Source organism: Bacillus sp. GC_Bacil_1 (assembly GCF_026540675.1).
Lineage (GTDB): Bacteria > Bacillota > Bacilli > Bacillales > Bacillaceae_G > Bacillus_A > Bacillus_A cereus.
Genome location: NZ_JALNUG010000022.1, coordinates 75,146 through 98,993, shown reverse-complemented (window position 1 = coordinate 98,993; position 23,848 = coordinate 75,146). Strand labels below are relative to the sequence as shown.

Here is a 23,848-nt window from a genome sequence, read left to right as displayed (position 1 = left end):
AGACGCCAATGGGTCAACAGGAACGGTCGGATTAAGGCCCTTCTTAATGTAGCTGGTTATAAAAACCTATGCTATACAGTGCTAAAACTCAACGAGGGAGTGGTATACGATTTGGTAGAAAGGCACCTCTGTGATTTCGGCAGAGCTGTCTTAATAATCATTTATTTGTATTGTGATAAAACCTTTACTCCTTTTTGAGTAAAGGTTTTTCTGTTTAATGTTATTTATTTTTATCTTGTCTATATTCAAAAAGGAGGTAATTCTAAATAATGAATTGATTGCAATGTAACTATTATTGCTCTAATAAAAAATTTTAGACAGATAAAATAAAACAAAACCACTCATGAAACTCTAGAGTCTCCCTTAGCAATATGAGGAGGAGTTAACATGAAGAAATTATTAAAAGAATTACTTGTAACCAAAAATAATTTGGATGCAGAGAAAGTTTTACGTCTTCCGTCGTATGATGTTGCGCAAGAAGTAAAAAGATTTTCAATTGAAGATCAAATCATATTGCTAAATACGATTCCCGTATTAAAAAGCTCTAAAATTCTTCAATATATGAGTGCAGAAGAAAAATATAATATCTTAATTCACTTATCTGAAAACAAAGCTAAAAAGTTACTAAATTTACAACCGATTGATGAATTAGTAGATTTACTTCTAGCGGTTCATCCTGAAAAACAAGCTAAATTAATGGCGTATCTAGACAAAATTACAAAACATAACGTAAAAAAATTGATGAATTTCAAACCTGAAACGGCAGGAAGTCTTGTCACAAGTGATTTTGTTGCAGTTAGAGGAAATTGGTCAGTAAAAATGACATTGAAGTACATTAGGGAACATTCTGAAAATGTAGAATCAATATCTTATAGTTATGTTCTTGATAGTCATGGTTATCTTGAGGGAATCGTTTCCATACATGAGTTATTACTAGCAGCAGATGAAGAGATATTATCTACTATCATGATGCCAGAGGTAATTTCAGTACATGCTGAAGTTGACCAGCAAGAAGTTGTAAAAAAGCTACTAAATTATAATTTAGCAGCCATACCTGTGATAACAGTAAATAATAAAATGATTGGTATTATAACATTTGATGACGTAATGAATGTTATGGAAGCAGAAGCTACAGAAGATATTCAAAAGTTAGGCGGAAGTGAACCGTTGAATCAATCTTACTTTGAAGCTAGCGTTTGGAGTATTTTCTTCAAACGTCTACCATGGTTATTACTTCTTTTTGTTGCTGAGGCATATACAGGTACAGTATTAAAGTATTTTGAAGACGAAATTGAAACTGTAGTTGCCCTTGCTTTCTTTGTTCCATTATTAGTAGGTACTGGAGGGAATACAGGAACACAGGTTGTAGCAACAATTACTCGTGCAATTGGTATTGGAGAGGTGAAATTTAAAGACATTTTCCGTGTAATGAAAAAGGAATTTGCAATAGGTATGCTTCTTGGACTTGCACTTGGGATAGCTGGGCTCACTCGTGCTTATATGTTAGGAGTTGGAACAGAAGTTGCACAAGTTGTAGCAATTACTTTATTATTTATTGTTATTTGGGCCTCTCTTGTAGCAGCTGTTTTACCTTTGATTCTAAGAAAATTAAAACTAGATCCTGCAGTTGTTTCAGGTCCATTTATTACAACATTTGTTGACGGAACAGGATTAGTAATTTATTTCATGGTTGCAAAAATGTTATTAAATTTATAAATATACACTGAAAAAATGAAATTCGGAATAAGTATTTTGCCCTAATTGCTAAAATATAGCGGGGAATTCAGGCATGAGGAAATCAAACACCTTTGTCTTTATTAAAAAATATTTTAAAAGATTCATTGAATGTAATTAATACCGGAGGATAAAACTATGAAACATCTAAGAAAAATCTTCAAACGAATTTTGCTTCTATTGTCTATTTTCATGCTTATTGGCATAGGAATATTATTTGGTACTAGCTATGGCCGGGAGCTTCGCATAACAATGGCTGGGAGTATACTAACTTCTCAGCATCCACAATATGCGAAGTATACATTCCTATCCCAAAAGGAACTAGATAAATTGCAAGATAGAATTAATCATCCAAAATGGTCAAATAGTGATGAGCATATTTATAAAAAAATAGCAGGAAAAAGATTAGAAGAATTTAAAAATCAGCCATTAGAAATTGATGTAGAAACGATTAAAAGTAACAAAGATAGTCGCTTTCTTTTTGAAGGAAAATTAGTTACTATTAGCAATCCCTTCAATGTTAAACTTGTTAGCCATCAAGGAACACAGGGCGCTAACAGGGGAGAAAAAATTAGCGTAATGGCAAAACGTAATCATGCACTTGTTGCTGTGAATGCAAGTGGATTTGCTGACGAAACAGGAAGGGGTGGAGGAAATGTTGCTACTGGAATTGTGATAGAAAATGGGAAAGCTATTGATACAAATATGGATAGAAATGCCCCTACAATTATTACGGGATTAACAAAGTTTGGTCAAATGATAACAGGAAATTATTCTACCCAACAACTGTTGGATAAACAAGTCGTTTCCGCAGCTGGATTTATGCCACAGTTAATTGTAAATGGAGAAAAAATGATTACAGAAGGAGACGGCGGTTGGGGGTCGGCTCCAAGAAGTATTATGGCCCAAAAAGAAGATGGTACAATTATGTTTCTAGTTATTGACGGTAGACAGACGCATAGTATAGGGGCTACGTTAAAAGAGTGTCAAGATATTCTATATGAAAAAGGCGCTATAAATGCAATGGCAATGGATGGAGGTTCTTCTGCTACGCTATATTTAGGAGGAAAGGTTATAAATTCACCGTCTACATTATCCCATGAAGATCGTTATTTACCGAACGCTTGGGTGGTAACAGCAAACCAAAAACAAAAAATAAAGATGACAATTGATGGGAGAAAAATAGATACCAAAACATCAGATGAATTTGATGCGAACATTTCAACGAATTTATGAATTATTAAAAATAGAACAAATACATGATTTTTATCTCGTTAGTTGGAAAATTAAAATTATTTTTTAAAATTAGAAATTATTATTTCATATTCATGATTTGCACAATATCAAACGAGAGTGATGAGGATTCCAAATTTACGGAATTCTTATCACTCTTTTTTAGTTTTTTGTAAATATGGAACAATATCCTTACTTTCACTGTCTATTAAGCGTTAAAACATTTTTTATTAAATAAATTAAGAAAGGAATCATCATTTTTAACTAAGGGAGAAGATTGAATTGAAAAAATTATGGATGCTGTTTTTCATTTGTTTCGCAGTTATGTTGGTAGGATGTAATAAAAACGAACCGCCAAAACAAGCATTTGAAGAATATATTAATTTATGGAATGATAAAAAGTTTGCAAATATGTATGATCATTTATCAGATCATGCCAAAAAATCGATTTCTAAAAAAGAATTTACAGAAAAATATCAAAAAATCTATGAGGGGATTGGAGCTAAGAATTTAAAAGTTAAAATGAAAGGAGAGAATACGAAAGATAAAGAGCTTTTTCTTTTTGAAGTTAAGATGGATACGGATGTAGGACCAGTTTCATTCATCCATGAAGCAAAACTTGTGAAAGATAAAGAGTCTTGGAAAACAGATTGGACACCAGACTTCATCTTCCCAGGTATGAAAAAAGATTACAAAGTACGTATGCAAATAGAGCAAGGAAAACGCGGAGAAATATATGATCGCAATGGAAAAGGGCTTGCAACGAATGGTAAAGCAACTGAGGTTGGAATTATTCCAGAGAAACTAGGCGAAACAGCAGTGCAAACGAAAGAAATAGTAGCACAATTACTTGATATGTCTATAGAAGAGGTCGAACAAAAGCTCACAGCAAAATGGATAAAACCAGACTCCTTTGTACCAATTGGTATTTTAAAAGAGGGAACCAGACAGAATGATTATATTGAATTAGAAGGAGTTTCATCTCGCCCAGTAAATATTCGTACGTATCCATTAGGTGAAGCAGCGGCACACTTAACTGGATATATCGGAAAGGTGAATGCGGAGGAGTTAAAATCACTTCAAAAACAAGGTTATCAAGCAGATGATTTAGTAGGTAAGACCGGTTTAGAGAAAGTGTTAGAAAATAAATTGCGTGGTGAAAAGGGTGGACGCGTATTTATAGAAGATGAGAAGGGGAAAGAGATTAAAAACGTAGCAAAAAAAGAAGCAAAAGAAGGAGAAAATGTTACGTTAACAATTGATGCTGCAATTCAAGAAAAAATCTTTAATGAGATGAAAACTGAAGCAGGGTCTAGTGCAGCGGTCAATCCTAAAACAGGTGAAACAATCGCACTTGTAAGTAGCCCTGCTTATAATCCAAATATAATAGTTAGAGGAGCATCGAAAGCCCAACGAGAAGCATGGAGTAACGACTCGAAACTACCAATGACGAATCGCTTTACACAAGCATTTGTACCAGGTTCCGTATTTAAAACGATCACAGGTGCAATTGGTTTGGAAACAAACACAATAAATCCGAAGGAAGAATTTAAAATTCAAGGATTGAAGTGGACAAAAGATTCATCTTGGGGAAATTACTATGTAACGCGTGTAAAGGATGCAAGTCCAATTGATTTTGATAAGGCAATGAAGTACTCTGATAATATTTATTTTGCTCAACAAGCTTTGAAAATGGGAAAAGATCAGTATGTAAAGGAATTTAAAAAGTACGGATTTCATGAAAAATTACCAATCGAATACGAATTTCCTATTTCAATCATTGCAAAAGATGGGATAAAAAACGATATTCAACTAGCAGACACGGGCTATGGACAAGGACAAGTATTAATGACGCCACTTCATTTAGCATTAACATATGCAACGATTGTGAATGAAGGGAATATTCCGTCGCCACATCTTTTAAAAGAAGCAAAAGTAGCAGGGAATTGGAAAGAAAATGTGGTTTCTAAAAAGAATCAAGAGATATTAAAGAGTGCATTAATCAAAGTCATTAATGACCCTGATGGTGCAGGGAGAATTGCAAAGGTTGATGGTGTAACGCTTGCTGGTAAAACTGGCACAGCAGAACTGAAAGAGTCGAAAGAAGCAGACGGAAAAGAACTGGGATGGTTCGCAGCTTTCGATGCAAATGCGCCAGACATGATTGTTACAATGATGATTGAAGATGTAAAAGGAAGAGGAGGAAGTAACGTTCCAGGTGAAAAAGTAAAACATGTATTTCAGAAATAATACTTAATTATATGGTGAATTTTTTGACTAAATTTATTACATGTTTGCTTAACTCAAAGATATAAATTGGGGAAAATATAGAACAATTAAATTTCAAAAAAGCATTCTCGATTAGAAAGAATGCTTTTTTGCTGTGATTCTAGAAAAGTTGACATTGTTAATGGCAAATAGAAGGAGATAGCAAATTGAAATGGACAAGTGGAGTGTTACGTTAAATTCAAAAAACAGATTTTCATGAGTAGAATTTTATCATTGTATGCTTTACTTGTTTTTTAGTAGTATTATTCTGCTTGAAAAAAGATAAACAATGGAACAAATGAAACTTGTATCTTGTCTATATATTGAAACCATAATAAAAGTGAGGGCAGTTTTTATGTTTATTCAAATAAGTTTGAGGTGTGGAAATGGAACAGACGTTTATTGAAAAGTGTAATCATGATGAGCTGGACTATGTTATAAAAGACTATTGGCAAGATGTATGGAATTATTCATTTATTATTACGAAAGATCCACACTTATCAGATGATATCACGCAAGATGTATTTATAAAGGTGTTTAAAAATTGGAATTCATTTCGAAAGGAGTCATCTATTAAAACGTGGATATTAAAAATCACAAGAAATACGGCAATAAACTATTTGAAATCCTCTTATTTTAAAAGGATATCTTTAATAGGATTTTTTAGTGACGATAAGCAATCCCTGTCAGCAGAACAAGAATTTTTTAAGCAAGAAGAAATGAATGATGTGTGGAAGGTTGTATTAGAACTACCTAAAAAGCACCGTGAAATAATTATATTGGACGCAAAATATGAATTATCTTATGAAGAAATGGCTGAAACATTAGGAGTATCCATTGGAACTGTAAAATCGAGATTAAGTAGAGCGAGAAGTAAGGTTTCAAAATTAATAGGGGAGGGTAGTAGTGATGAACAATAAACAAAATCCGGACTGGTATAGAAAAATAAAAAAAGGGCCAATGGAGAATCGTAAAGATGAAGAAGAATTTATTTCTAAAATAAAGCAGTCTATATATGAAAATAATGAAGTGGATTTTGTAAAACATAAAAGACCATTTCGTAAAAAAGCATTACCTATTGTAGTTGTTTTGGTTTGTACAATGTTATTTTTCATTGTTCAACAACCTTGGCTTGATGATAATAAATCACCGGTACAAAGTAGTACTCAAATTAAGCCTAAAACAAAAGATGAGTCTGCTCAAGATCCATCATTAAAACAATTTATGAATGAACTATATCAAAGTACGAACTCAAAAAATGAAAATGACCTGTACAAAGCGTTAAATGATGAAGTTCTATTTAAAGGGAAGAGTTATAAAAAGGATGAACTGAAGTTTGATGAAGATATTTTTCATGAGTTGCAAGTCGCTCTTACAATGGGGGGAGAGTTTGCAAATGATACAAAAAAAGTATACAAAGTACCAAGTGGATTGACAGAAAGTAACCAACCAAAGCAAGCGCATTTTATATATGCAACGGTTACTGGAAATAAAACGAAAATTTTAGCTGAACCAAAACGAGAATCACAAGTGTTATATGAAGTATCTAATGAAATGGTAAAAGCTTGGATTCCAGAAAAAGTGCAAAATGATGGATATATAAAAATATCGACAATTAATGGCAATACTGGATACGTACAAAAAGAGTATGTTTTAACTGATATTAAGTATTCATTTATGTTCGAAAAAAATGATAATGGTGAATGGAAAATAATAAATATAGATTCTATTTGGTAAAAGAGGAAGGTTCACTTTAATGAACCTTCCTCTTTGTTTTTATTCTCTTTTTGAAGTGTATGCCAAGACTCTAAAATTTCTGATGTAACGAGAGCAGCGATGTTTTTTTCTGAATTACTACCAGGAATAACGACAGAAACGGCAATTTGTGGATCTTCGGTAGGAGCATATGCAATGAAAAGAGAATGATTTATCATTCTTTCTTGCTCATTCGGAAAACCTGTAATACCTGTTTTACCTGCGACGTCAAAGGGCAACTTTTTAATTTCCTCTATATTTTGACTCATTCCACCTTGCACGACACTCCAAAAGTTCATCGGGTAACGATTTGAACTTTCTAAAATTGGTTTAAACTTTTTTGTTTCCTTACCGTCCGGACTAATAATTGCACTTACAGTTTGAGGTTTATATTTATCACCTTTACTTGCCAAAGTTGCTGCATATTGAGCGAGTTGAAGAGGGGTATGCACTTCATTTCCTCCCCAAGAGGCGTTTAATAAAGCGGAGATTCCATTTTCAAACTTATTAGATGGATGGAATTGATATTGTCCGTCTTCTTCATAGGGTAAATCAATCCCGGTTTTAGAACGTAGGCCGAATTGCATTAAATAATCTGTCCATATATGTGCCACTTTTTCTATATTCCCATTATTTTGGTTGAATAGGGGCAGAGCTACTTTTGCTGTCATAAATGTGTTAGATGAATTAATGATAGCCTGCCTCGGTGTAATCTCCCCTGTTGGTGTTCCAGGCGCATTCGTAATGTTATTTTGATTATCATATTGAAAAGTACCTTTATCTAAATAAGTATCTTCGGGTTGAAAAAGCTTTTCATTTAATCCAATTAAAATAGTAAGTGGTTTTATAGTAGAAGCCATATTTACATAAGATTCACCATACTTTAATTTTTGAATTGCTTTATTTTGCGAAAGAGATTTAATGTTTTCTTTTCTAGAAGATACATGTGTATTTAATATATTTGGATCAAAAACTACCGAGTTGGCCATAGTTAAAATTGCGCCAGTTTTCGCATCGCTCACTACAGCATAACCAGCTTTAGCATCAGGTGTTTTCTTAATTTGAGATTTTAATGCTTCTTCTGCCTTTTGCTGCAACTCAGAGTCTAAAGCTAGCCGTACATCTTTACCTTTTTGTACGTTTTGAATGTTCCATAAGAACTTTTTATTATTCAATTTAAAAATAAGAGTTTTACCTGGTTTTCCTTTTAAATCATTTTCATATTGCAGCTCAATCCCGCTTTTTCCAACAGCCTTATGCTTTGAATTAAGGTCATTTTCTACATACCCAATTACTTGTGAACCAATTTCGTGTTTAGGATAATATCGAATCCATTCATCTTTAATTATTACATTATTGGGTTTGTTTTTGTTTATGAATGCAAGTTCATTCTCAGTTATATCAGAGTATAACGGTATATCATTCATAGTCTGCTTTTTACAAGATTGTTGTAATTGAGATTTTATGTTCTCTGTAGAAATATCATGTTGAAATTCGCTTGAAAATTGATTAAAAAAAGCTAATGTGTTTGATGTATCTTGTTTCGATAGCTTTTCGTCATTAGAAGTGCAATATAGAGACTTAACTTTCTTATTTGTAGCTAGTATTACACCATTTTGATCAAAAATCTTTCCTCTTTCAGCTGAAGAAGTTGCGATAGTAATTGAAATGAAGTTGATTTTTAATAAAATTAGTAAAATCAAACCTACGATAGAAAAAACCGCAAAAAATCTCCATCTTTTTATATGTAACATATAACCCTCCCTTATGTAGCCTATTTCATCTTATATTTAATTATTTTTTTTGTAAATGTGGAACAACTTTATTGTTTAGGTTGTCTATTAAGTATTACAGCATGAAGAAAGGAATAATTAGCATGAAAATTTACTAGCAAGTTTATATGTAAGTTTAATAAGAGTCATTATACAGTTTAGCACTTCTCATGCAAGTGGCAAAAAAATAGAGAGAAAACAGGAAGGGAGAGTTATTAATTCCGTATCTAAACGAAAAGAAATGGTTGCTTACAAGGATTAAGCAAAAAATTGAGGCGATATTTATAACCGATTATCGGTATCTAATATATAAGGAATGCTTTTAGTATTTGTAGCAATTTCTGAAAGGATTAAATGGAGGATTTATGAAAGAACAAAAAGGCAAGAAGCAGAAGACATATATATCTATTCGATTAAATATAATGTTCCTTTGCATATTTGTACTATTCTCAGCTATTATTATGCAGCTAGGAAAGATACAAATCGTTGAGGGAGAGGCTTATAAGAACCAAGTGGAAAGTAGTCAAAATGCAATAACTAGTATTCCAGTTCCACGTGGACAAATTTTAGATCGAGAAGGGAAAACAGTTGTTAATAATAAATCTCTTCGCACAATTACGTATACAAGGGTGAAGGGAATTACGAGTGAAGATATTTTAAAAATAGCAAAAGACTTGGCGAAAGTACTTGAAATGCCTGAACAAGATATAAATAAATTAACAGATATCGATAAAAAAGATTTTTGGATGCAGTTGAATTCGAAACGTGCGGAGACAAAGATTACTAAGAAAGATATAGAAAAGTTTAAAGAAAAGGGTATAGAGGGAAAAGAGTTAGATAAAAAAATAGAAGACTTAAGACGAGGTCGTGTTACAGAGGTAGAATTAGCAGAATTAACAGCACAAGATTTAAAGGTGTTAGCTATTAAAAGTAAAATGAGTTCAGGTTATCAACTAACACCACAAATCATTAAAAAAGATGTAACAGATGAAGAGTATGCGCGGATAAGCGAAAATCTTGCGAATTTTCCAGGAGTAGATGCAACTGTTGATTGGGAACGTAATTATGTAAACGGTAATTTATTTCGTTCTGTATTAGGAAATATTACGAGTAGTGAAGAAGGATTACCGAAAGAAAATTTAGATTCTTATTTAGTACGTGGATATAACCGTAATGATCGTGTTGGAAAAAGTTATATTGAACAACGATATGAAGATGTATTACACGGCACAAAAGAAGAAGTGAAAAATATTACTGATAAATCAGGAAACATTGTTAGCACAGAAATAATCTCTAAAGGAAAAAGTGGTAATAGTTTAACATTAACGATTGATATGGAATTACAAAAGAAAGTGGAAGAAAGTATAGAGAAAAACTTGAGAGCTTTTAAGAGTTCAGAGCCACTGCTCGATCGAGCTTTTGTTGTCATGACGAATCCAAATAACGGACAAATTTTATCAATGGCAGGCAAAAAGATTGTAGAAAAAGAAGGGAAAATAGAGGTTGAGGATTTGGCATTAGGAAACATGACAACTTCGTATGAGCTAGGGTCAGCTGTAAAAGGTGCTACTTTATTAACTGGATATGAGACAGGCGCAATACATCCAGGAGATCAATTTTATGACGCGCCGATGAAATTTAAAGGTACACAAGCTAAGAAATCGTGGAATGTATCCGGATTTGGTAATATTAATGATTTACGGGCTTTACAAGTATCTTCGAATGTATACATGTTCCAGACAGCTTTAAAAATTGCGGGAGTTAATTACGTACCAAATGGCTCATTGGATATTAAACAAGGAGCATTTGATACGATGCGCTATTATTTCAAGCAATTTGGTTTAGGTGTCCCAACAGGTATTGATTTACCGAATGAAATAATTGGACAAACGAGAAAAGTAGATAGTCAACCTGGGTTTTTACTAGATTTTTCTATCGGTCAGTATGATACGTATACGCCGTTGCAATTAGCGCAATATATTTCAACGATTGCGAATGGTGGTTATAGAATGCAACCTCAAATTGTACAAGAAATACGAGAACAATCAATAAAAGAAGAGGTTGGCAAAGTTATACGTTCCATAGAGCCTGTCGTATTAAATCGAATTGATATGAAGAAAGAACATATTGATCGGATAAAAGAAGGGTTTAGATGGGTATTCCAAGAAGGTGATGGAACTGGCGTGAAATATTTCAAAAACGCGCCATATAAACCAGCAGGAAAGACAGGAACAGCCCAAACTGTATATGGTGGAGATGACCCGATTGGTAGAAATGCAAAAGGAGAACGTATGGAATGTTACAACTTAACGTTAGTTGGATATGCTCCATATGATAATCCAGAAGTAGCATTTTCCGTAGTAGTTCCATGGCTTCATGATGATAAAAATGGAATTAATTCTATAATCGGAAAGGAAGTATTAGATGTATACTTTGATTTAAAACAGCAACGTATACATGGTGAAGCTACTAGTACAGGTAGTTCTAAGCAAAATTAGAGTACTTTTCTCAGGGAAAGAACCTGTTCATATAAAGCCATTTATAAGTAAAAAAATGAAATATGAAATAGGAGATAGAGGCGTCGTAGCTACTATCTCTTATTTTGTTAATAACTCTCATACTAGCTATAATTTTTTTAGTTTATGGAACAAATTTGGTTCGGTGATTGTCTATTATGTGTACGTATAAAAAGGTGCTAAAAATTTGGAAGGAATGATGATTTTGAAAAATAAGAGGATGCTAAAAATAGGAATATGCGTTGGTATATTAGGTTTAAGTATTACAAGCTTAGAAGCTTTTACAGGAGGGGCACTGCAAGTTGAAGCGAAAGAAAAGACTGGACAAGTGAAACATAAAAATCAGGCGACGCATAAAGAGTTCTCTCAACTTGAGAAAAAATTTGATGCTCGAGTAGGTGTATATGCGATTGATACTGGTACAAATCAAACAATTTCTTATCGATCTAACGAAAGATTTGCCTTCGCATCAACCTACAAGGCTTTAGCTGCAGGAGTATTACTACAGCAAAACTCAATTGATACATTAAATGAAGTAATCACATTTACGAAAGAAGACTTAGTGGATTATTCACCTGTTACAGAGAAACATGTAGATACTGGAATGAAACTAGGAGAAATTGCTGAGGCTGCTGTTCGTTCAAGTGATAATACTGCAGGGAACATTTTATTTAATAAAATAGGCGGACCTAAAGGATATGAAAAAGCGCTTAGAAAGATGGGGGATCGGGTTACTATGTCTGATCGCTTTGAAACAGAATTAAACGAAGCTATTCCAGGAGACATTCGTGACACTAGTACAGCGAAAGCAATTGCTACGAATCTTAAAGCTTTTACGGTCGGAAATGCACTTCCAGCTGAAAAACGTAAAATTCTTACAGAGTGGATGAAAGGAAATGCTACAGGGGACAAACTTATTCGTGCAGGCGTACCAACTGACTGGGTAGTTGGAGATAAATCAGGTGCTGGCAGTTACGGGACAAGAAATGATATTGCTATCGTTTGGCCTCCAAATAGAGCACCAATTATCATCGCAATTTTATCTAGTAAAGATGAGAAAGAGGCTACCTATGATAATCAACTCATTGCAGAGGCAACGGAAGTTATAGTTAAGGCTCTTAAATAATAATCTCTCAATTCTTTATGTAATATAATTAAAAATAAGAACTTGGAAAGCGATTCTTTTTAATGTGAAAAGAATCGCTTTTTTATAAGCATGTAAACTATTTATACATATGTAATATAAAGATATTATTAATGTAGAAAAGAGGTTGAATAGTTATGGAGAATGACAATCAAGTCTTTTGGAGAACAGATTGCCTTATTTTGAGAAGGTTTAGTATGGATGACACTAACTACTTTCATTTTTATCGTTCTAATCCAGAAGTGGCTAGATTTCAGTCATGGGTTAATTATCAATATCATGAGGCTAAAACGTTTGTAAATGAACAAGTTAAAAATAATCCTAATCTACCAGGTACTTGGTTTCAGTTCGCAATTGCTTTGGCTGAAAATAACAAAATAATTGGAGATTGTGCACTTCACACACTTGTAAATGAACCTCGCATTGTAGAAATTGGATTTACTCTTTCTCCAGAATATCAGGGGAAAGGCTATGCAACTGAAGCTGTTTGTGCCTTACTGAATTACATATTTCATTCATTACGGAAACATAAAGTGATTGCATTTTCGGACGTTCGAAATAATAAGTCTATTTCTGTACTAGAACGAGTGGGGTTGAGGAGAGAAGGTCATTTATTACAGAATTACATGCTAAAAGGGCAGTGGATTGATGAATATCAATATTCAATATTGAAGTCTGAATGGAATGACGCTACATAATTTTAAAATTTAGAAACAATGAAGGAACTTATTCATGAAATTGATGAAAATGCCTTTGTCACTGTATATGATGTTGCGGAAACTTTAAAAAGCATGATATTCATTAAGGGTATTAACTAAGTTAAATGTTTTATACATAGTTGATTATTGAAAAAGATAAAAAACTCACCACATATAGAGAGACAACTGGTATGTACTAAGATGTACAACGGCAAGATACATAGAACTAAAACTAAGATATTCATACGAACTCAAAAAGCTGAAATTCCTTAACTTGGGAATTTCGGCTTTAATGTTATATGATAGAGTTACGATTAGAACAGAACCGGGCATGTTTACTTCAACAGAGTGATATAAGTTCTTCAGTTCCTAAAATTAGAAACTTGTACTTGATTATCGTAGTTAAATCGATTTCACTTTAAAAGAGAACCGTTAGATAAAAAGAATAATCTATTGAAATGTTTTTGAGAATTGTAGTATTGATGAAGATTTTAGGAGGGAATATGAGCAAGAAGATTAAAAGAAGTATATTACTTATTGCTACATTAGTAGGTTGTAGTATCTTTTTATATTTACAGAACAATTTAATAAGTATAACTGAGGTTAAAATAACCTCTAGTAAAATACCATCCTCTTTTAAAGGGTATAAAATTCTACAAATTTCAGACTTACACAATAAAAAATTTGGCGATAATCAAGATGTGTTAATTCAAAAAATAAAAAGTATAGACCCAGATATTATTGCGATTACGGGTGATTTAATTGACAGTAAATCATACGATGCAGAAGTTAGTATGCAATTAATACGAGAAATTGTAAAGAAATATCCTGTATATTTTGTGACAGGAAACCATGAACAATGGTCTGGAAAGTATAACAATTTAGAAAAAGAGTTGAAGAAATATGATGTCAATGTTTTAAGGAATGAACATGTAGGCATTCGAAAGGGTGAGCAAGAAATAAACTTGCTAGGTATTGATGATCCAGAGTTTGTTACTGGAAACCGTGATGAAGGAAATATTATAATAGATGAAATTAAAAAAGCGAAAATTGAAATGCAGCCAGATAAATATAATGTATTATTATCCCATCGGCCTGAATTTATAAAGGAATATACGAATGAGAGGTTGGATTTGGTTTTATCGGGACATGCTCATGGAGGGCAAGTTAGATTGCCATTTATCGGAGGATTAGTTGCGCCAAATCAAGGTGTTTTACCTAAATATACAGCGGGTTTATATGTAGAACAAAATACATCAATGGTAGTGAGTAGAGGATTAGGAAATAGTATCATTCCGCAAAGGATTTTGAATAGGCCAGAAATTGTAGTCGTGCAGCTAAATTAAGCTGTACGATTTTTTTTATACAAAAATGAGTAAAGGGGCTTTCTGTATTTTGCAGGAGTAAACATTACAATTTTGTTAAAAATTTTCTACGTTACATAAAGTAACAAAATTTGACCCTCAGTGTTTGTTATAGTGTAAATAATCAAAAAACTTAAAATTTGTCGAGTGAAAATTGTGATAAGTAATTCATATAAAAAACTTAAAGGGGTGTACACATGCATAAAGAATATGAAATTGAAGAATACACGGCGATTGAGGAACAAATCCATTATTATTGTAAATGTTTATTAGTAAGTCATCCTGATCAAATAATAAAGTATTTAGAAAAAAGGTTAGAAAAATATGCAGAAACATTACAATATGCACATTTATATCCTGACACAGTTATTTTACCGTTACAGCAATTAGTTATCGAATATTCTTTAGACGTTGCTAGAATTCGGAAGTATATGAATTTAAAAACGTAAAGTGAAATTTATAGTTTAAATGAAACAGAGTCGACTTTAGGAAATGAAATTCTAATGTCGACTCTGTTTCATTTTTTAATATCGGTGATTGAACATACATACTAATCAACGAAGTTTGACATATAATTAAGCAAGAGTAAAATAAAAGTGAGTACTCACTCATTTTTATTGGAAAAGGAGGATGAAACGTGCAACAACCTTCAATTATTTTACGGACTGTATCAAAAAGTTTTGGAAAAAAAGAAGTGTTACACAATCTTTCATTGCAAGTTGAAAAAGCAGAGATTTTTGGTTTTGTTGGACCTTCTGGATCGGGGAAAACAACGCTCATTAAAATGATTGCAGGTATTAATGAGGCAACGAAAGGTGAAGTGCTTGTTAATAATACTAATATGCCTAATTTAAATGAAATGAAACGAATTGGTTATATGGCCCAGGCGGATGCATTATATGAAGAATTGTCAGCATATGAAAATGCAGATTTTATAGCAACGATGTATGGATTAAAGGGGAAAAGTAAAAAGACAAGAATTGCAGAGGTTTTTGAACTTGTACAATTGTCACAGTATATGAAAAAGCAAGTACAACAATTTTCAGGTGGAATGAAAAAACGCTTATCATTAGCAATAGCACTCCTCCATGAACCAGAAATATTAATTTTAGATGAGCCTACAGTGGGGATAGATCCGCTTCTTAGGAAAACGATTTGGGAAAAATTTTATGATCTTAAAAAGAAAGGCACAACGATTATTGTAACGACGCACATTATGGATGAAGCTGAATTTTGTGAGCGTCTAGGATTAATTAGAGAAGGGAAACTAGTTGCGGTTGGAACAACTGAAGAATTGAAAAAACGCGTGTCATCTGGACGGATTGAAGATGTCTTTTTGTTGGAAGAGGTGGTGTCATCATGAGAGTTACTGGTGTAATCATTCGTATTATTCGCCAATTTTTTCGAGATAAGCGTTCGTTAGCGATGATGTTTGGGGCACCAATGTTATTACTTTGGCTATTATCGCTAGTGTTTACACAAAAAGACTATATACCGCAAATTGCTGTTGTTGATATGCCCGCTCAAATAGTAAAAGTGATGAAAAATCAAGAAGCGTCAATTTATGAATACAGTAAAGAAAACGCGATTTCTGAGTTAGAAAAACAAAAGGTAGATGCAATACTTCGAATAGAGAATGGAAAAATGAAACTTCTGTTGGAAGGTAGTGATTCGTCAAAAAATCGTGCTGTACTTCAAGTATTGCAAAAAAGCACAGAGAAGAATGATGTATCGATTATGAAACCTGAAGTAAATTTTTTACATGGCTCTAAAGACTTTACGATGTTTGATGGGCTTGGTCCTGTATTAATTGGTTTCTTTACATTTTTCTTTGTATTTATATTATCAGGTGTATCCTTCGTAAGAGAACGTTTAAGTGGTACGCTAGAAAGGTTATTATCCACCCCAATAAGAAGATGGGAAATAGTCGCAGGTTATATTATTGGTTTTGGAATCTTTGCCTTTATACAATCCATTATTATCGTAAGTTTTTCCGTTTATATTTTAGATTTATACGTAGCTGGATCTATATGGCTAACGCTACTTATTACATGTATGCTCTCTTTAACTGCACTAACATTAGGTACGTTTTTATCGGCATACGCAAATAATGAATTTCAAATGATTCAATTTATACCGCTTGTTATTGTGCCACAAATCTTCTTTTCTGGATTGTTTCCAATGGAATCTATGAACAAGTGGCTACAAATGTTAGGGAAAGTATTTCCACTCACATACGGCGCTGACGCAATGAGACAAGTGATGATTCGGAATCAAGGGTTTACAGAGATTGCATTAGATCTTGCTGTATTATTACTTTTTTCAATATTATTTGCAGTAGGAAATGTATTTGCTTTAAAGAAACATCGCAAAATATAATAATGACAAAAAGGAGCTTTATAAATGCAGAAGGATTGGCTGGAGGAATTAATAGCTGCAACTAATACGGATAAAAGAAATGAACGTCAAATGCGAATATTAGAGGCGGCTGTTGATATGTTTGGAGAAAAAGGATACGCTTCAACTTCAACAAGTGAAATTGCAAAACGGGCTGGTGTAGCGGAAGGAACAATCTTCCGCTACTATAAGACGAAAAAAGATTTATTACTAGCGGTCGTAATGCCAACTTTAACTAAGTTCGCTGCACCATTTTTCGTACAAACCTTTGCAAAAGAAATATTTAAATCAGAGTATGAATCGTATGAAGGACTTTTAAGGGTTGTAATTCATAATAGATTTAAATTTGCTCAAAAACACTTTCCTATGATAAAAATATTAATTCAAGAAGTACCATTTCAACCAGAACTAAAAAATGAAATACAGCAATTAATAGAAACAGAACTTTTTTCACATTTCAAAAAATTGATTGTGAAATTTCAAGAAGAAGGAGAGATTATTGAAATACCGTCATCTTCCGTATTACGTCTTACTTTATCAGCTGTATTAGGTTTATTATTAACACGATTTTTATTATTGCCTGAAGAAAAATGGGATGATGAAATGGAAATCGAAAATACGATTCAATTTATATTGTATGGATTAACTCCACGAATTTAAGCGTTGAAATGTGAATTACATACATTACTTTTAAGTAAAAATAAATCGCCTTTAAAAAGGCGATTTATTTTCATTATATATTTTTGATAAATAAGTACTTGTTTACTAAAAACATTCTAAATCAGCGTGTTTCTTTGTCTCTTTTTCTAAGACCTAATAATCCTGCTAGTCCTAATAAACCAAGCCAAGCCCAATTATTATTTTTATCACGATTATCATTTAAATCATTTGTTGTATTTACATTTCGAGTTCTTACATCATTATTAACTCTGTCTAAGTTATTGTCATTTACTCGAGTTGAAATATCAGTGTTATTAACTCTATTCATATTATTTCCATCGTATTCAGCTTGCGTAGATGTACCTAAAAACATAATAGATAGTGCTAAAACACTTAAAATAGATGATAATTTCTTTTTCATAACAATCCCTCCTTTCTTAATCATTAATTTCTCCGAAGCAAGTGTGTATTATTCATTTCACAATATCTAAACCCTCATTAATAAGGCGCACATTTATAGAAAATAGAGTTGAATGATTGTTAATATATCATTGGATATATATTTCTCATAAAAATAAATGAATCAAACTTTGCTTAAAATGTTAATCTTAGTACAATTTATATTATACGGGCTAGCACTAAGGAGGTAATAAGATGCGACAATTTGCAAAACCAACAATCGTCGTAAGTAAATGTTTAGAATTTGATGCTTGTCGTTATAATGGAGAGATGATTCCAGATGTAACAATACGAAATTTGCAGCCATTTGTTACATTTATACCTGTTTGTCCAGAAGTGGAGATTGGATTGGGAACTCCTCGTGAAACGATACGAATTGTAGAAGAAAATGGTATGAATAGACTTGTGCAACCGTCGACACGAGAAGACGTTACTGAAAAAATGGAGCAGTTTTCAAATGACTTTTTACAAACGATATCGGATGTGGATGGTTTTATTTTAAAGAATCGTTCACCAAGTTGTGGTACGCGTGATGTGAAAATTTATTCTGGTTTTGAAAAAGCGCCAGCAAAGGGAAAAGGAGCTGGCTTATTTGGGGGAGCAGTAGTAAAAAATTTTTCGCATCTTCCTATTGAAGAGGAAGGCAGATTGTCGAATTTTATTATTAGAGAGCATTTCTTTACAAGGCTATTTACAATCGCATATTACAAAATGATTAAACATAGTAAAAATATAAAAGACCTTGTATCGTTTCAGTCGGACAATAAATATTTATTTATGGCATATAATCAGGTGAAACAAAAGGAATTAGGGCGTATAATTGCAAATCAAAAAAATGAAAAAATTGAAGTGGTATTTGAAAACTATGAGAAGACTTTATATGAATTATTTATGCGTGCGCCCCGTTATACATCGAATGTAAATGTATGCGAGCACATTTTTGGATATTTTAAAACAAAGTTAAAAAAACAAGAAAAAGATCATTTTATAGAACTGTTACAAAAGTATGCAGAAAAGAAAATACCACTTAGTAGTTTACTTACAATTTTAAAATCATGGGCTATTCGATTTGATGAAAAGTATTTATTAAGACAAACATATTTCGAACCATACCCTGAAGCATTAGTAGAAATTTCTGATTCCGGAAAAGGTAGAGATTATTAAACAATAAATTACATAATTCGACACAAAACCTCCTATGTTGTTGTAGAACAATGTAGGAATTTTTTTGTGCATTAGTACAGAATCTGTTTTAAAATTAAGTTATGACAGAATTGTAGCAATTGTCTAACTAATATTCCTGTCTTTTAAGTTGTTATGTTTGTAGTAGAAACTCGCACGCTGTCGAAACTCAATATTCGATAAGGGGTGTGTAGCGGAATGGAATTTACTCTAACTCGCGAAAAACAAATGATTAAAGAAATGGTACGTGACTTTGCTGAAAAGGAAATCGCACCGAAAGCTGTATATTATGACAAAACTGCAGAGTTTCCATATGAAACATTTCAAAAAATGGGCGAACTAGGATTACTAGGCATCCCATTCCCAGAAGAGTATGGAGGTTCAGGTGGCGATACAGTATCGTATGCTTTAGCAGTTGAAGAAATTGGTCGCGCTTGTGGTGGCACCGGTTTAAGCTATGCTGCAACAATTTCATTAGGTGCTTCTCCAATTTATTATTTCGGTACAGAAGAACAAAAACAAAAGTATTTAGTTCCAATGGCGTCAGGTAAAACATTAGGTGCCTTCGGATTAACGGAGCCGAATGCTGGATCAGATGCAGGTGGTACTCAATCGAAAGCGGTATTAGATGGTGATGAGTATGTAATCAGTGGTGAGAAGTGTTGGATTACAAACGCAGAGTATGCAAATACAATTATTGTAACCGCTGTCAACGGTATTGAAGAGAATGGTAGAAAACGTATTTCTGCATTTATCGTGCCTACTACGAGTGAAGGATTAACGATTTCAAGTCCTTACGATAAGATGGGTGTTCGCGCTTCTAATACTTGTGAAATCGTACTTGATGGTGTTCGTGTACCGAAAGAAAATATTCTTGGTGATGTAAATAAAGGCTTTAAACAATTTTTATATACACTTGATGGAGGGCGTATTTCAATCGCTGCATTGGCAGTTGGTATTGCGCAATCAGCCTTTGAACGTGCATTACAATATGCGAAAGAACGTCAACAATTTGGAAAGTCAATCTCTAATTTCCAAGCGATTCAATTTAAATTAGCTGATATGGCGACTGAAGTAGAGCTAGCACGCAATTTAGTACATAAAGCAGCTTGGTTAAAAGATAACGATAAACCTTTCGGCAAAGAAGCGGCAATGGCAAAACTATTTGCATCGGAAGCAGCAAGCCGTATTGCGAATCAAGCAGTACAGATTCATGGTGGATATGGTTATATGCGTGAATATGAAGTTGAACGACATATTCGTGATGCGAAACTATTAGAAATTGGTGAAGGAACTTCTGAAATTCAACGTCTCGTAATTGCTAGACATTTAGGATGTAGATAAAAGGGAGGAATCACTATGTTTCAAAAAATATTAATTGCGAATCGCGGGGAAATTGCTGTTCGTATTATGAAAACTTGTCAAAAACTTGGCATACGCACTGTTGCTATTTATTCTGAAGCAGATGAAAATGCCCTTCATGTGAAGATGGCAAATGAAGCTTACTTAGTAGGTGGACCGCGTGTTCAAGAAAGTTATTTAAACCTTGAAAAAATTATTGAAATAGCTAAGAAGACAAATGCAGAAGCGATTCATCCGGGTTATGGTTTATTATCAGAGAATCCGTCTTTTCCGGTTCGTTGCAAAGAAGAAGGAATCGTATTTATCGGTCCTTCAGAAGAAATCATTACGAAGATGGGAAGTAAAATCGAATCACGTATCGCAATGCAAGCAGCAGATGTCCCAGTAGTCCCAGGTATTACTACAAATATTGAAACTGCTGAAGAAGCAATTGAAATTGCAAAACAAATTGGTTATCCCTTAATGCTTAAGGCATCCGCAGGCGGCGGAGGCATTGGTATGCAGTTGATGGAAACTGAGCAAACGCTCACCAAAGCGTTTGAAAGTAATAAAACAAGAGCGCAAAACTTCTTTGGTAACGGAGAAATGTATTTAGAGCGATATATAGCAGATGCGCATCATATTGAAATTCAGCTTTTAGCAGATACACATGGTAACACAGTGTATTTATGGGAGCGTGAATGTTCGGTACAGCGCCGAAATCAAAAAGTAATCGAAGAAGCACCTTCACCATTTTTAGATGAAGGTACACGAAAGGCGATGGGAGAAGTTGCTGTACAAGCTGCCAAAGCACTTGGCTATACAAATGCAGGTACAGTTGAGTTTCTTGTAGATGATCAGAAGAACTTCTATTTCTTAGAGATGAATACGAGATTACAAGTAGAGCATCCAGTGACAGAAGAAATTACGGGATTAGACCTTGTAGAACAGCAACTCCTTATCGCAAGTGGAGAGAAACTATCATTTACTCAGGATGATGTAAAACGTAGTGGTCATGCCATTGAAGCTCGTATTTATGCAGAGGATCCGAAAACATTCTTCCCATCACCTGGGAAAATTACAGATTTAACATTACCGTCAAATGTACGGATTGATCACTTCTTAGAAAATCATGTAACGATTACACCTTTCTATGATCCAATGATTGCGAAAGTCATTGCACATGGCGAGACTCGTGAAGAAGCAATTTCGAAATTACATGATGCTCTAGAAGAATTAAAAGTAGAAGGTATTAAAACGAACACGCCAATGCTACTGCAAGTTTTGGAAGACGAAGTGTTCAAAGAGGGTATTTATACAACGGGGTTTGTAACGAAACAACTCGTTAAAAAATAAGATTTAACAATATTAAGGGGGAAAAAATGATGACGAAAGTATACGCATCGATGGCAGGAAACGTTTGGAAGATTGTTGTAGGAGTAGGAGATACAGTAGAGGAAGAGCAGGATGTCGTCATTTTGGAATCTATGAAAATGGAAATTCCAATCATTTCAGAAGAAGCTGGCACAGTTATGAAAATTAATGTGCAAGAAGGCGATTTTGTAAATGAAGGAGATGTATTATTAGAAATTGAATAGGGAGATATAGGGGGAAGCGAATTGAAACTACCTAATTTTGCTGTCATTAAAGAAGTCGGGCCACGTGATGGCTTACAAAATGAAAAAAAGATTGTTGGCACAAAAGATAAAGTAAAATGGATTCAACTACTTACAGAAGCAGGATTGTCGTATGTTGAAGTTTCCTCATTCGTTCACCCAAAATGGGTCCCTGCATTAGCAGATGCAAATGATGTATTTTCTGAGCTGAAAAGGGACCCAAATGTTACATATGCTGCGCTTGTTCCGAATCAAAATGGTTTGGAACGAGCTTTTTTGCAAAATGTAGATGAGGTGAATGTTTTTTTATCAGCAAGTGAATCTCATAATAAAAGTAATATTAATAAATCGATTAAAGAAGCATTAGTTGTAATTGAAGATATAACAAAACAGGCATTATTCGAAGGGAAAAAGGTAAGAGGCTATGTTTCTACTGTATTTGGATGTCCTTATGAAGGGGATATAAGTGTCACAGCAGTTGACGAATTATGTAATCAACTATTTTCATACGGCATTTATGAAGTTTCTCTTGGGGATACAATCGGTGTAGCGAATCCATTACAAGTAGAACAAGTATTAGAACATCTATTAAAGAAGTATGATGCTTCGCAGTTTGCAATGCATTTTCATAATACGTATGGAATGGCTCTAGCGAATGTAGTTAAATCATTAGAATACGGTATTAAAACGTTTGATAGTTCTTGTGGTGGACTCGGGGGCTGCCCTTATGCACCAGGAGCATCAGGTAATGTTGCTACTGATGACCTAGTACATATGCTCCATAAGTTAGGAGTCCAAACGAATATTGATGAAGAGAAGTTATTGAGAGCAAGTCAATTTATTCAAAGTAAATTAAATATCCAATTACCGAGTCATGTGTATAGAGCGCTTCAACATAAAACGATAAGTAGGTGAGAAGATGCTACAATTACAAAACATTTCAGTTGATTATGTAACACCTCACGTTGTAAAGATTTCGTTATATCGTGAAAGACAAGCAAACTCATTATCTTTAGCATTATTAGATGAATTACAAACTATATTAACTCAAATAAGTGAAGATTCAAACGTGCGTGTAGTTATTTTGACTGGTGCTGGTGAAAAAGCATTTTGTGCTGGTGCAGATTTAAAAGAGCGTGCCGATATGAACGAAGAACAAGTTCGCCATGCTGTTAGTATGATTCGCACTACTATGGAGATGGTTGAACAATTACCACAGCCAGTTATTGCTGCTATAAATGGAATTGCACTTGGTGGTGGTACGGAATTAAGTTTAGCTTGTGATTTTAGAATTGCTGCTGAATCTGCAAGTCTTGGTCTTACTGAAACGACACTTGCAATTATACCAGGAGCAGGTGGTACACAGCGCTTACCGAGATTAATTGGTGTTGGTAGAGCGAAAGAATTAATTTATACAGGTAGACGTATTTCAGCGCAAGAAGCAAAAGAATACGGTTTAGTAGAATTTGTTGTACCAGCTAATTTACTTGAAGAGAAAGCGATTGAAATAGCAGAGAAAATTGCTAGTAATGGACCGATTGCTGTTCGATTAGCAAAAGAGGCAATTTCAAATGGTATTCAAGTTGATTTACATACCGGATTACAAATGGAAAAACAAGCGTATGAAGGTGTAATCCATACGAAAGATCGAATAGAAGGATTACAGGCATTCAAAGAAAAACGCAAACCGATGTATAAGGGGGAGTAAA

Annotated in this window: 21 protein-coding genes, 1 pseudogene and 1 riboswitch; of the genes and pseudogenes, 20 read left to right on the top strand and 2 right to left on the bottom strand. The window is 33.7% G+C overall.

Annotated features, from left to right (window positions below; genetic code table 11):
• A riboswitch (M-box (ykoK) riboswitch) is annotated at positions 1 to 107 on the top strand. This riboswitch is flagged as partial in the annotation.
• A 280-nt stretch (positions 108 to 387) separates the two neighbouring features.
• The 5 genes from mgtE to OXT04_RS25485 all read left to right on the top strand — a co-directional run bounded on the left by mgtE (position 388) and on the right by OXT04_RS25485 (position 6,972).
• Positions 388 to 1,716 (top strand): magnesium transporter, encoded by a 1,329-nt coding sequence (gene mgtE, locus OXT04_RS25505; protein WP_000734827.1) that lies wholly within the window; start codon positions 388 to 390, stop codon positions 1,714 to 1,716.
• Between the two features lie 156 nt (positions 1,717 to 1,872).
• The gene (locus tag OXT04_RS25500; RefSeq protein WP_000681834.1) at positions 1,873 to 2,970 is read left to right on the top strand and encodes a phosphodiester glycosidase family protein; all 1,098 of its coding nucleotides are present in this window, start codon (positions 1,873 to 1,875) and stop codon (positions 2,968 to 2,970) included.
• Between the two features lie 279 nt (positions 2,971 to 3,249).
• Positions 3,250 to 5,217, top strand: coding sequence for a penicillin-binding transpeptidase domain-containing protein (locus OXT04_RS25495; RefSeq protein ID WP_267418454.1), 1,968 nt, complete (start codon positions 3,250 to 3,252; stop codon positions 5,215 to 5,217).
• Between the two features lie 404 nt (positions 5,218 to 5,621).
• Positions 5,622 to 6,155 (top strand): RNA polymerase sigma factor, encoded by a 534-nt coding sequence (locus OXT04_RS25490; protein WP_000438327.1) that lies wholly within the window; start codon positions 5,622 to 5,624, stop codon positions 6,153 to 6,155.
• The gene (locus OXT04_RS25485; RefSeq protein WP_001060761.1) at positions 6,145 to 6,972 is read left to right on the top strand and encodes an SH3 domain-containing protein; all 828 of its coding nucleotides are present in this window, start codon (positions 6,145 to 6,147) and stop codon (positions 6,970 to 6,972) included. The genes OXT04_RS25490 and OXT04_RS25485 overlap by 11 nt, the downstream gene beginning before the upstream one ends.
• 11 nt (positions 6,973 to 6,983) lie before the next feature.
• Here the strand turns inward: OXT04_RS25485 and OXT04_RS25480 are convergent, their stop codons facing one another.
• Positions 6,984 to 8,744: a peptidoglycan D,D-transpeptidase FtsI family protein gene (locus OXT04_RS25480; protein WP_267418450.1), complete on the bottom strand. Its 1,761-nt coding sequence runs from the start codon at positions 8,742 to 8,744 to the stop codon at positions 6,984 to 6,986.
• Between the two features lie 383 nt (positions 8,745 to 9,127).
• Between OXT04_RS25480 and OXT04_RS25475 the strand changes: the two genes are divergently transcribed.
• From OXT04_RS25475 to OXT04_RS25435, 9 genes and pseudogenes are all read left to right on the top strand, one after another.
• Positions 9,128 to 11,260 carry a peptidoglycan D,D-transpeptidase FtsI family protein gene (locus OXT04_RS25475; protein ID WP_097822267.1) on the top strand — a complete coding sequence of 711 codons (2,133 nt, stop codon included), beginning with the start codon at positions 9,128 to 9,130 and terminating at the stop codon, positions 11,258 to 11,260.
• 217 nt (positions 11,261 to 11,477) lie between these two features.
• A complete protein-coding gene (gene bla, locus OXT04_RS25470; protein WP_016512811.1) occupies positions 11,478 to 12,404 on the top strand; it encodes a class A beta-lactamase Bla1 in 927 nt (308 codons plus the stop codon).
• Positions 12,405 to 12,559: 155 nt separating this feature from the next.
• A complete protein-coding gene (locus tag OXT04_RS25465) occupies positions 12,560 to 13,120 on the top strand; it encodes a GNAT family N-acetyltransferase (protein WP_086388015.1) in 561 nt (186 codons plus the stop codon).
• Positions 13,121 to 13,138: 18 nt separating this feature from the next.
• Positions 13,139 to 13,227, top strand: a pseudogene (locus tag OXT04_RS25460) (DUF2179 domain-containing protein); the annotation flags it as partial.
• A gap of 396 nt (positions 13,228 to 13,623) precedes the next feature.
• Positions 13,624 to 14,466: a metallophosphoesterase gene (locus OXT04_RS25455; protein WP_053564455.1), complete on the top strand. Its 843-nt coding sequence runs from the start codon at positions 13,624 to 13,626 to the stop codon at positions 14,464 to 14,466.
• A gap of 215 nt (positions 14,467 to 14,681) precedes the next feature.
• Entirely contained in the window at positions 14,682 to 14,933 is a 252-nt protein-coding gene (locus tag OXT04_RS25450; protein WP_000548621.1) for a hypothetical protein, read from the top strand.
• 188 nt (positions 14,934 to 15,121) lie between these two features.
• On the top strand, positions 15,122 to 15,847 hold the full coding sequence (locus tag OXT04_RS25445) for an ABC transporter ATP-binding protein (protein WP_001187075.1): 726 nt from the start codon (positions 15,122 to 15,124) through the stop codon (positions 15,845 to 15,847).
• Entirely contained in the window at positions 15,844 to 16,863 is a 1,020-nt protein-coding gene (locus OXT04_RS25440) for an ABC transporter permease (protein ID WP_001266734.1), read from the top strand. The genes OXT04_RS25445 and OXT04_RS25440 overlap by 4 nt, the downstream gene beginning before the upstream one ends.
• Positions 16,864 to 16,887: 24 nt before the next feature.
• The gene (locus OXT04_RS25435) at positions 16,888 to 17,541 is read left to right on the top strand and encodes a TetR/AcrR family transcriptional regulator (protein ID WP_016098539.1); all 654 of its coding nucleotides are present in this window, start codon (positions 16,888 to 16,890) and stop codon (positions 17,539 to 17,541) included.
• A 121-nt stretch (positions 17,542 to 17,662) separates the two neighbouring features.
• On the opposite strand, the gene OXT04_RS25430 is transcribed toward OXT04_RS25435, so the two are convergent.
• The gene (locus tag OXT04_RS25430) at positions 17,663 to 17,962 is read right to left on the bottom strand and encodes a WGxxGxxG family protein (RefSeq protein ID WP_000728156.1); all 300 of its coding nucleotides are present in this window, start codon (positions 17,960 to 17,962) and stop codon (positions 17,663 to 17,665) included.
• Positions 17,963 to 18,195: 233 nt separating this feature from the next.
• Here OXT04_RS25430 and OXT04_RS25425 point away from each other — a divergent pair, with 233 nt between their 5' ends.
• The 6 genes from OXT04_RS25425 to OXT04_RS25400 all read left to right on the top strand — a co-directional run bounded on the left by OXT04_RS25425 (position 18,196) and on the right by OXT04_RS25400 (position 23,847).
• On the top strand, positions 18,196 to 19,164 hold the full coding sequence (locus OXT04_RS25425; RefSeq protein ID WP_086385285.1) for a YbgA family protein: 969 nt from the start codon (positions 18,196 to 18,198) through the stop codon (positions 19,162 to 19,164).
• Positions 19,165 to 19,380: 216 nt separating this feature from the next.
• On the top strand, positions 19,381 to 20,526 hold the full coding sequence (locus OXT04_RS25420) for an acyl-CoA dehydrogenase (protein WP_110497683.1): 1,146 nt from the start codon (positions 19,381 to 19,383) through the stop codon (positions 20,524 to 20,526).
• A 15-nt stretch (positions 20,527 to 20,541) separates the two neighbouring features.
• Positions 20,542 to 21,879, top strand: a complete 1,338-nt coding sequence (locus OXT04_RS25415) for an acetyl-CoA carboxylase biotin carboxylase subunit (RefSeq protein ID WP_000486742.1) — start codon at positions 20,542 to 20,544, stop codon at positions 21,877 to 21,879.
• Positions 21,880 to 21,905: 26 nt separating this feature from the next.
• On the top strand, positions 21,906 to 22,121 hold the full coding sequence (locus OXT04_RS25410) for an acetyl-CoA carboxylase biotin carboxyl carrier protein subunit (RefSeq protein ID WP_001987345.1): 216 nt from the start codon (positions 21,906 to 21,908) through the stop codon (positions 22,119 to 22,121).
• Positions 22,122 to 22,142: 21 nt separating this feature from the next.
• Positions 22,143 to 23,054 (top strand): hydroxymethylglutaryl-CoA lyase, encoded by a 912-nt coding sequence (gene mvaB, locus OXT04_RS25405; RefSeq protein ID WP_000775435.1) that lies wholly within the window; start codon positions 22,143 to 22,145, stop codon positions 23,052 to 23,054.
• 4 nt (positions 23,055 to 23,058) lie between these two features.
• The gene (locus tag OXT04_RS25400) at positions 23,059 to 23,847 is read left to right on the top strand and encodes an enoyl-CoA hydratase (RefSeq protein ID WP_000939814.1); all 789 of its coding nucleotides are present in this window, start codon (positions 23,059 to 23,061) and stop codon (positions 23,845 to 23,847) included.
• Position 23,848 lies beyond the last annotated feature (1 nt).

Excerpts from the sequence above, each read along its gene's own strand:
- mgtE (WP_000734827.1), top strand. The coding sequence starts at position 388 with ATGAAGAAATTATTAAAAGAATTACTTGTAACCAAAAATAATTTGGAT.
- OXT04_RS25500 (WP_000681834.1), top strand. The coding sequence starts at position 1,873 with ATGAAACATCTAAGAAAAATCTTCAAACGAATTTTGCTTCTATTGTCT.
- OXT04_RS25490 (WP_000438327.1), top strand. The coding sequence starts at position 5,622 with ATGGAACAGACGTTTATTGAAAAGTGTAATCATGATGAGCTGGACTAT.
- OXT04_RS25485 (WP_001060761.1), top strand. The coding sequence starts at position 6,145 with ATGAACAATAAACAAAATCCGGACTGGTATAGAAAAATAAAAAAAGGG.
- OXT04_RS25480 (WP_267418450.1), bottom strand. The coding sequence starts at position 8,744 with ATGTTACATATAAAAAGATGGAGATTTTTTGCGGTTTTTTCTATCGTA.
- OXT04_RS25475 (WP_097822267.1), top strand. The coding sequence starts at position 9,128 with ATGAAAGAACAAAAAGGCAAGAAGCAGAAGACATATATATCTATTCGA.
- bla (WP_016512811.1), top strand. The coding sequence starts at position 11,478 with ATGATTTTGAAAAATAAGAGGATGCTAAAAATAGGAATATGCGTTGGT.
- OXT04_RS25465 (WP_086388015.1), top strand. The coding sequence starts at position 12,560 with ATGGAGAATGACAATCAAGTCTTTTGGAGAACAGATTGCCTTATTTTG.
- OXT04_RS25455 (WP_053564455.1), top strand. The coding sequence starts at position 13,624 with ATGAGCAAGAAGATTAAAAGAAGTATATTACTTATTGCTACATTAGTA.
- OXT04_RS25450 (WP_000548621.1), top strand. The coding sequence starts at position 14,682 with ATGCATAAAGAATATGAAATTGAAGAATACACGGCGATTGAGGAACAA.
- OXT04_RS25440 (WP_001266734.1), top strand. The coding sequence starts at position 15,844 with ATGAGAGTTACTGGTGTAATCATTCGTATTATTCGCCAATTTTTTCGA.
- OXT04_RS25435 (WP_016098539.1), top strand. The coding sequence starts at position 16,888 with ATGCAGAAGGATTGGCTGGAGGAATTAATAGCTGCAACTAATACGGAT.
- OXT04_RS25430 (WP_000728156.1), bottom strand. The coding sequence starts at position 17,962 with ATGAAAAAGAAATTATCATCTATTTTAAGTGTTTTAGCACTATCTATT.
- OXT04_RS25425 (WP_086385285.1), top strand. The coding sequence starts at position 18,196 with ATGCGACAATTTGCAAAACCAACAATCGTCGTAAGTAAATGTTTAGAA.
- OXT04_RS25420 (WP_110497683.1), top strand. The coding sequence starts at position 19,381 with ATGGAATTTACTCTAACTCGCGAAAAACAAATGATTAAAGAAATGGTA.
- OXT04_RS25415 (WP_000486742.1), top strand. The coding sequence starts at position 20,542 with ATGTTTCAAAAAATATTAATTGCGAATCGCGGGGAAATTGCTGTTCGT.
- OXT04_RS25410 (WP_001987345.1), top strand. The coding sequence starts at position 21,906 with ATGATGACGAAAGTATACGCATCGATGGCAGGAAACGTTTGGAAGATT.
- OXT04_RS25400 (WP_000939814.1), top strand. The coding sequence starts at position 23,059 with ATGCTACAATTACAAAACATTTCAGTTGATTATGTAACACCTCACGTT.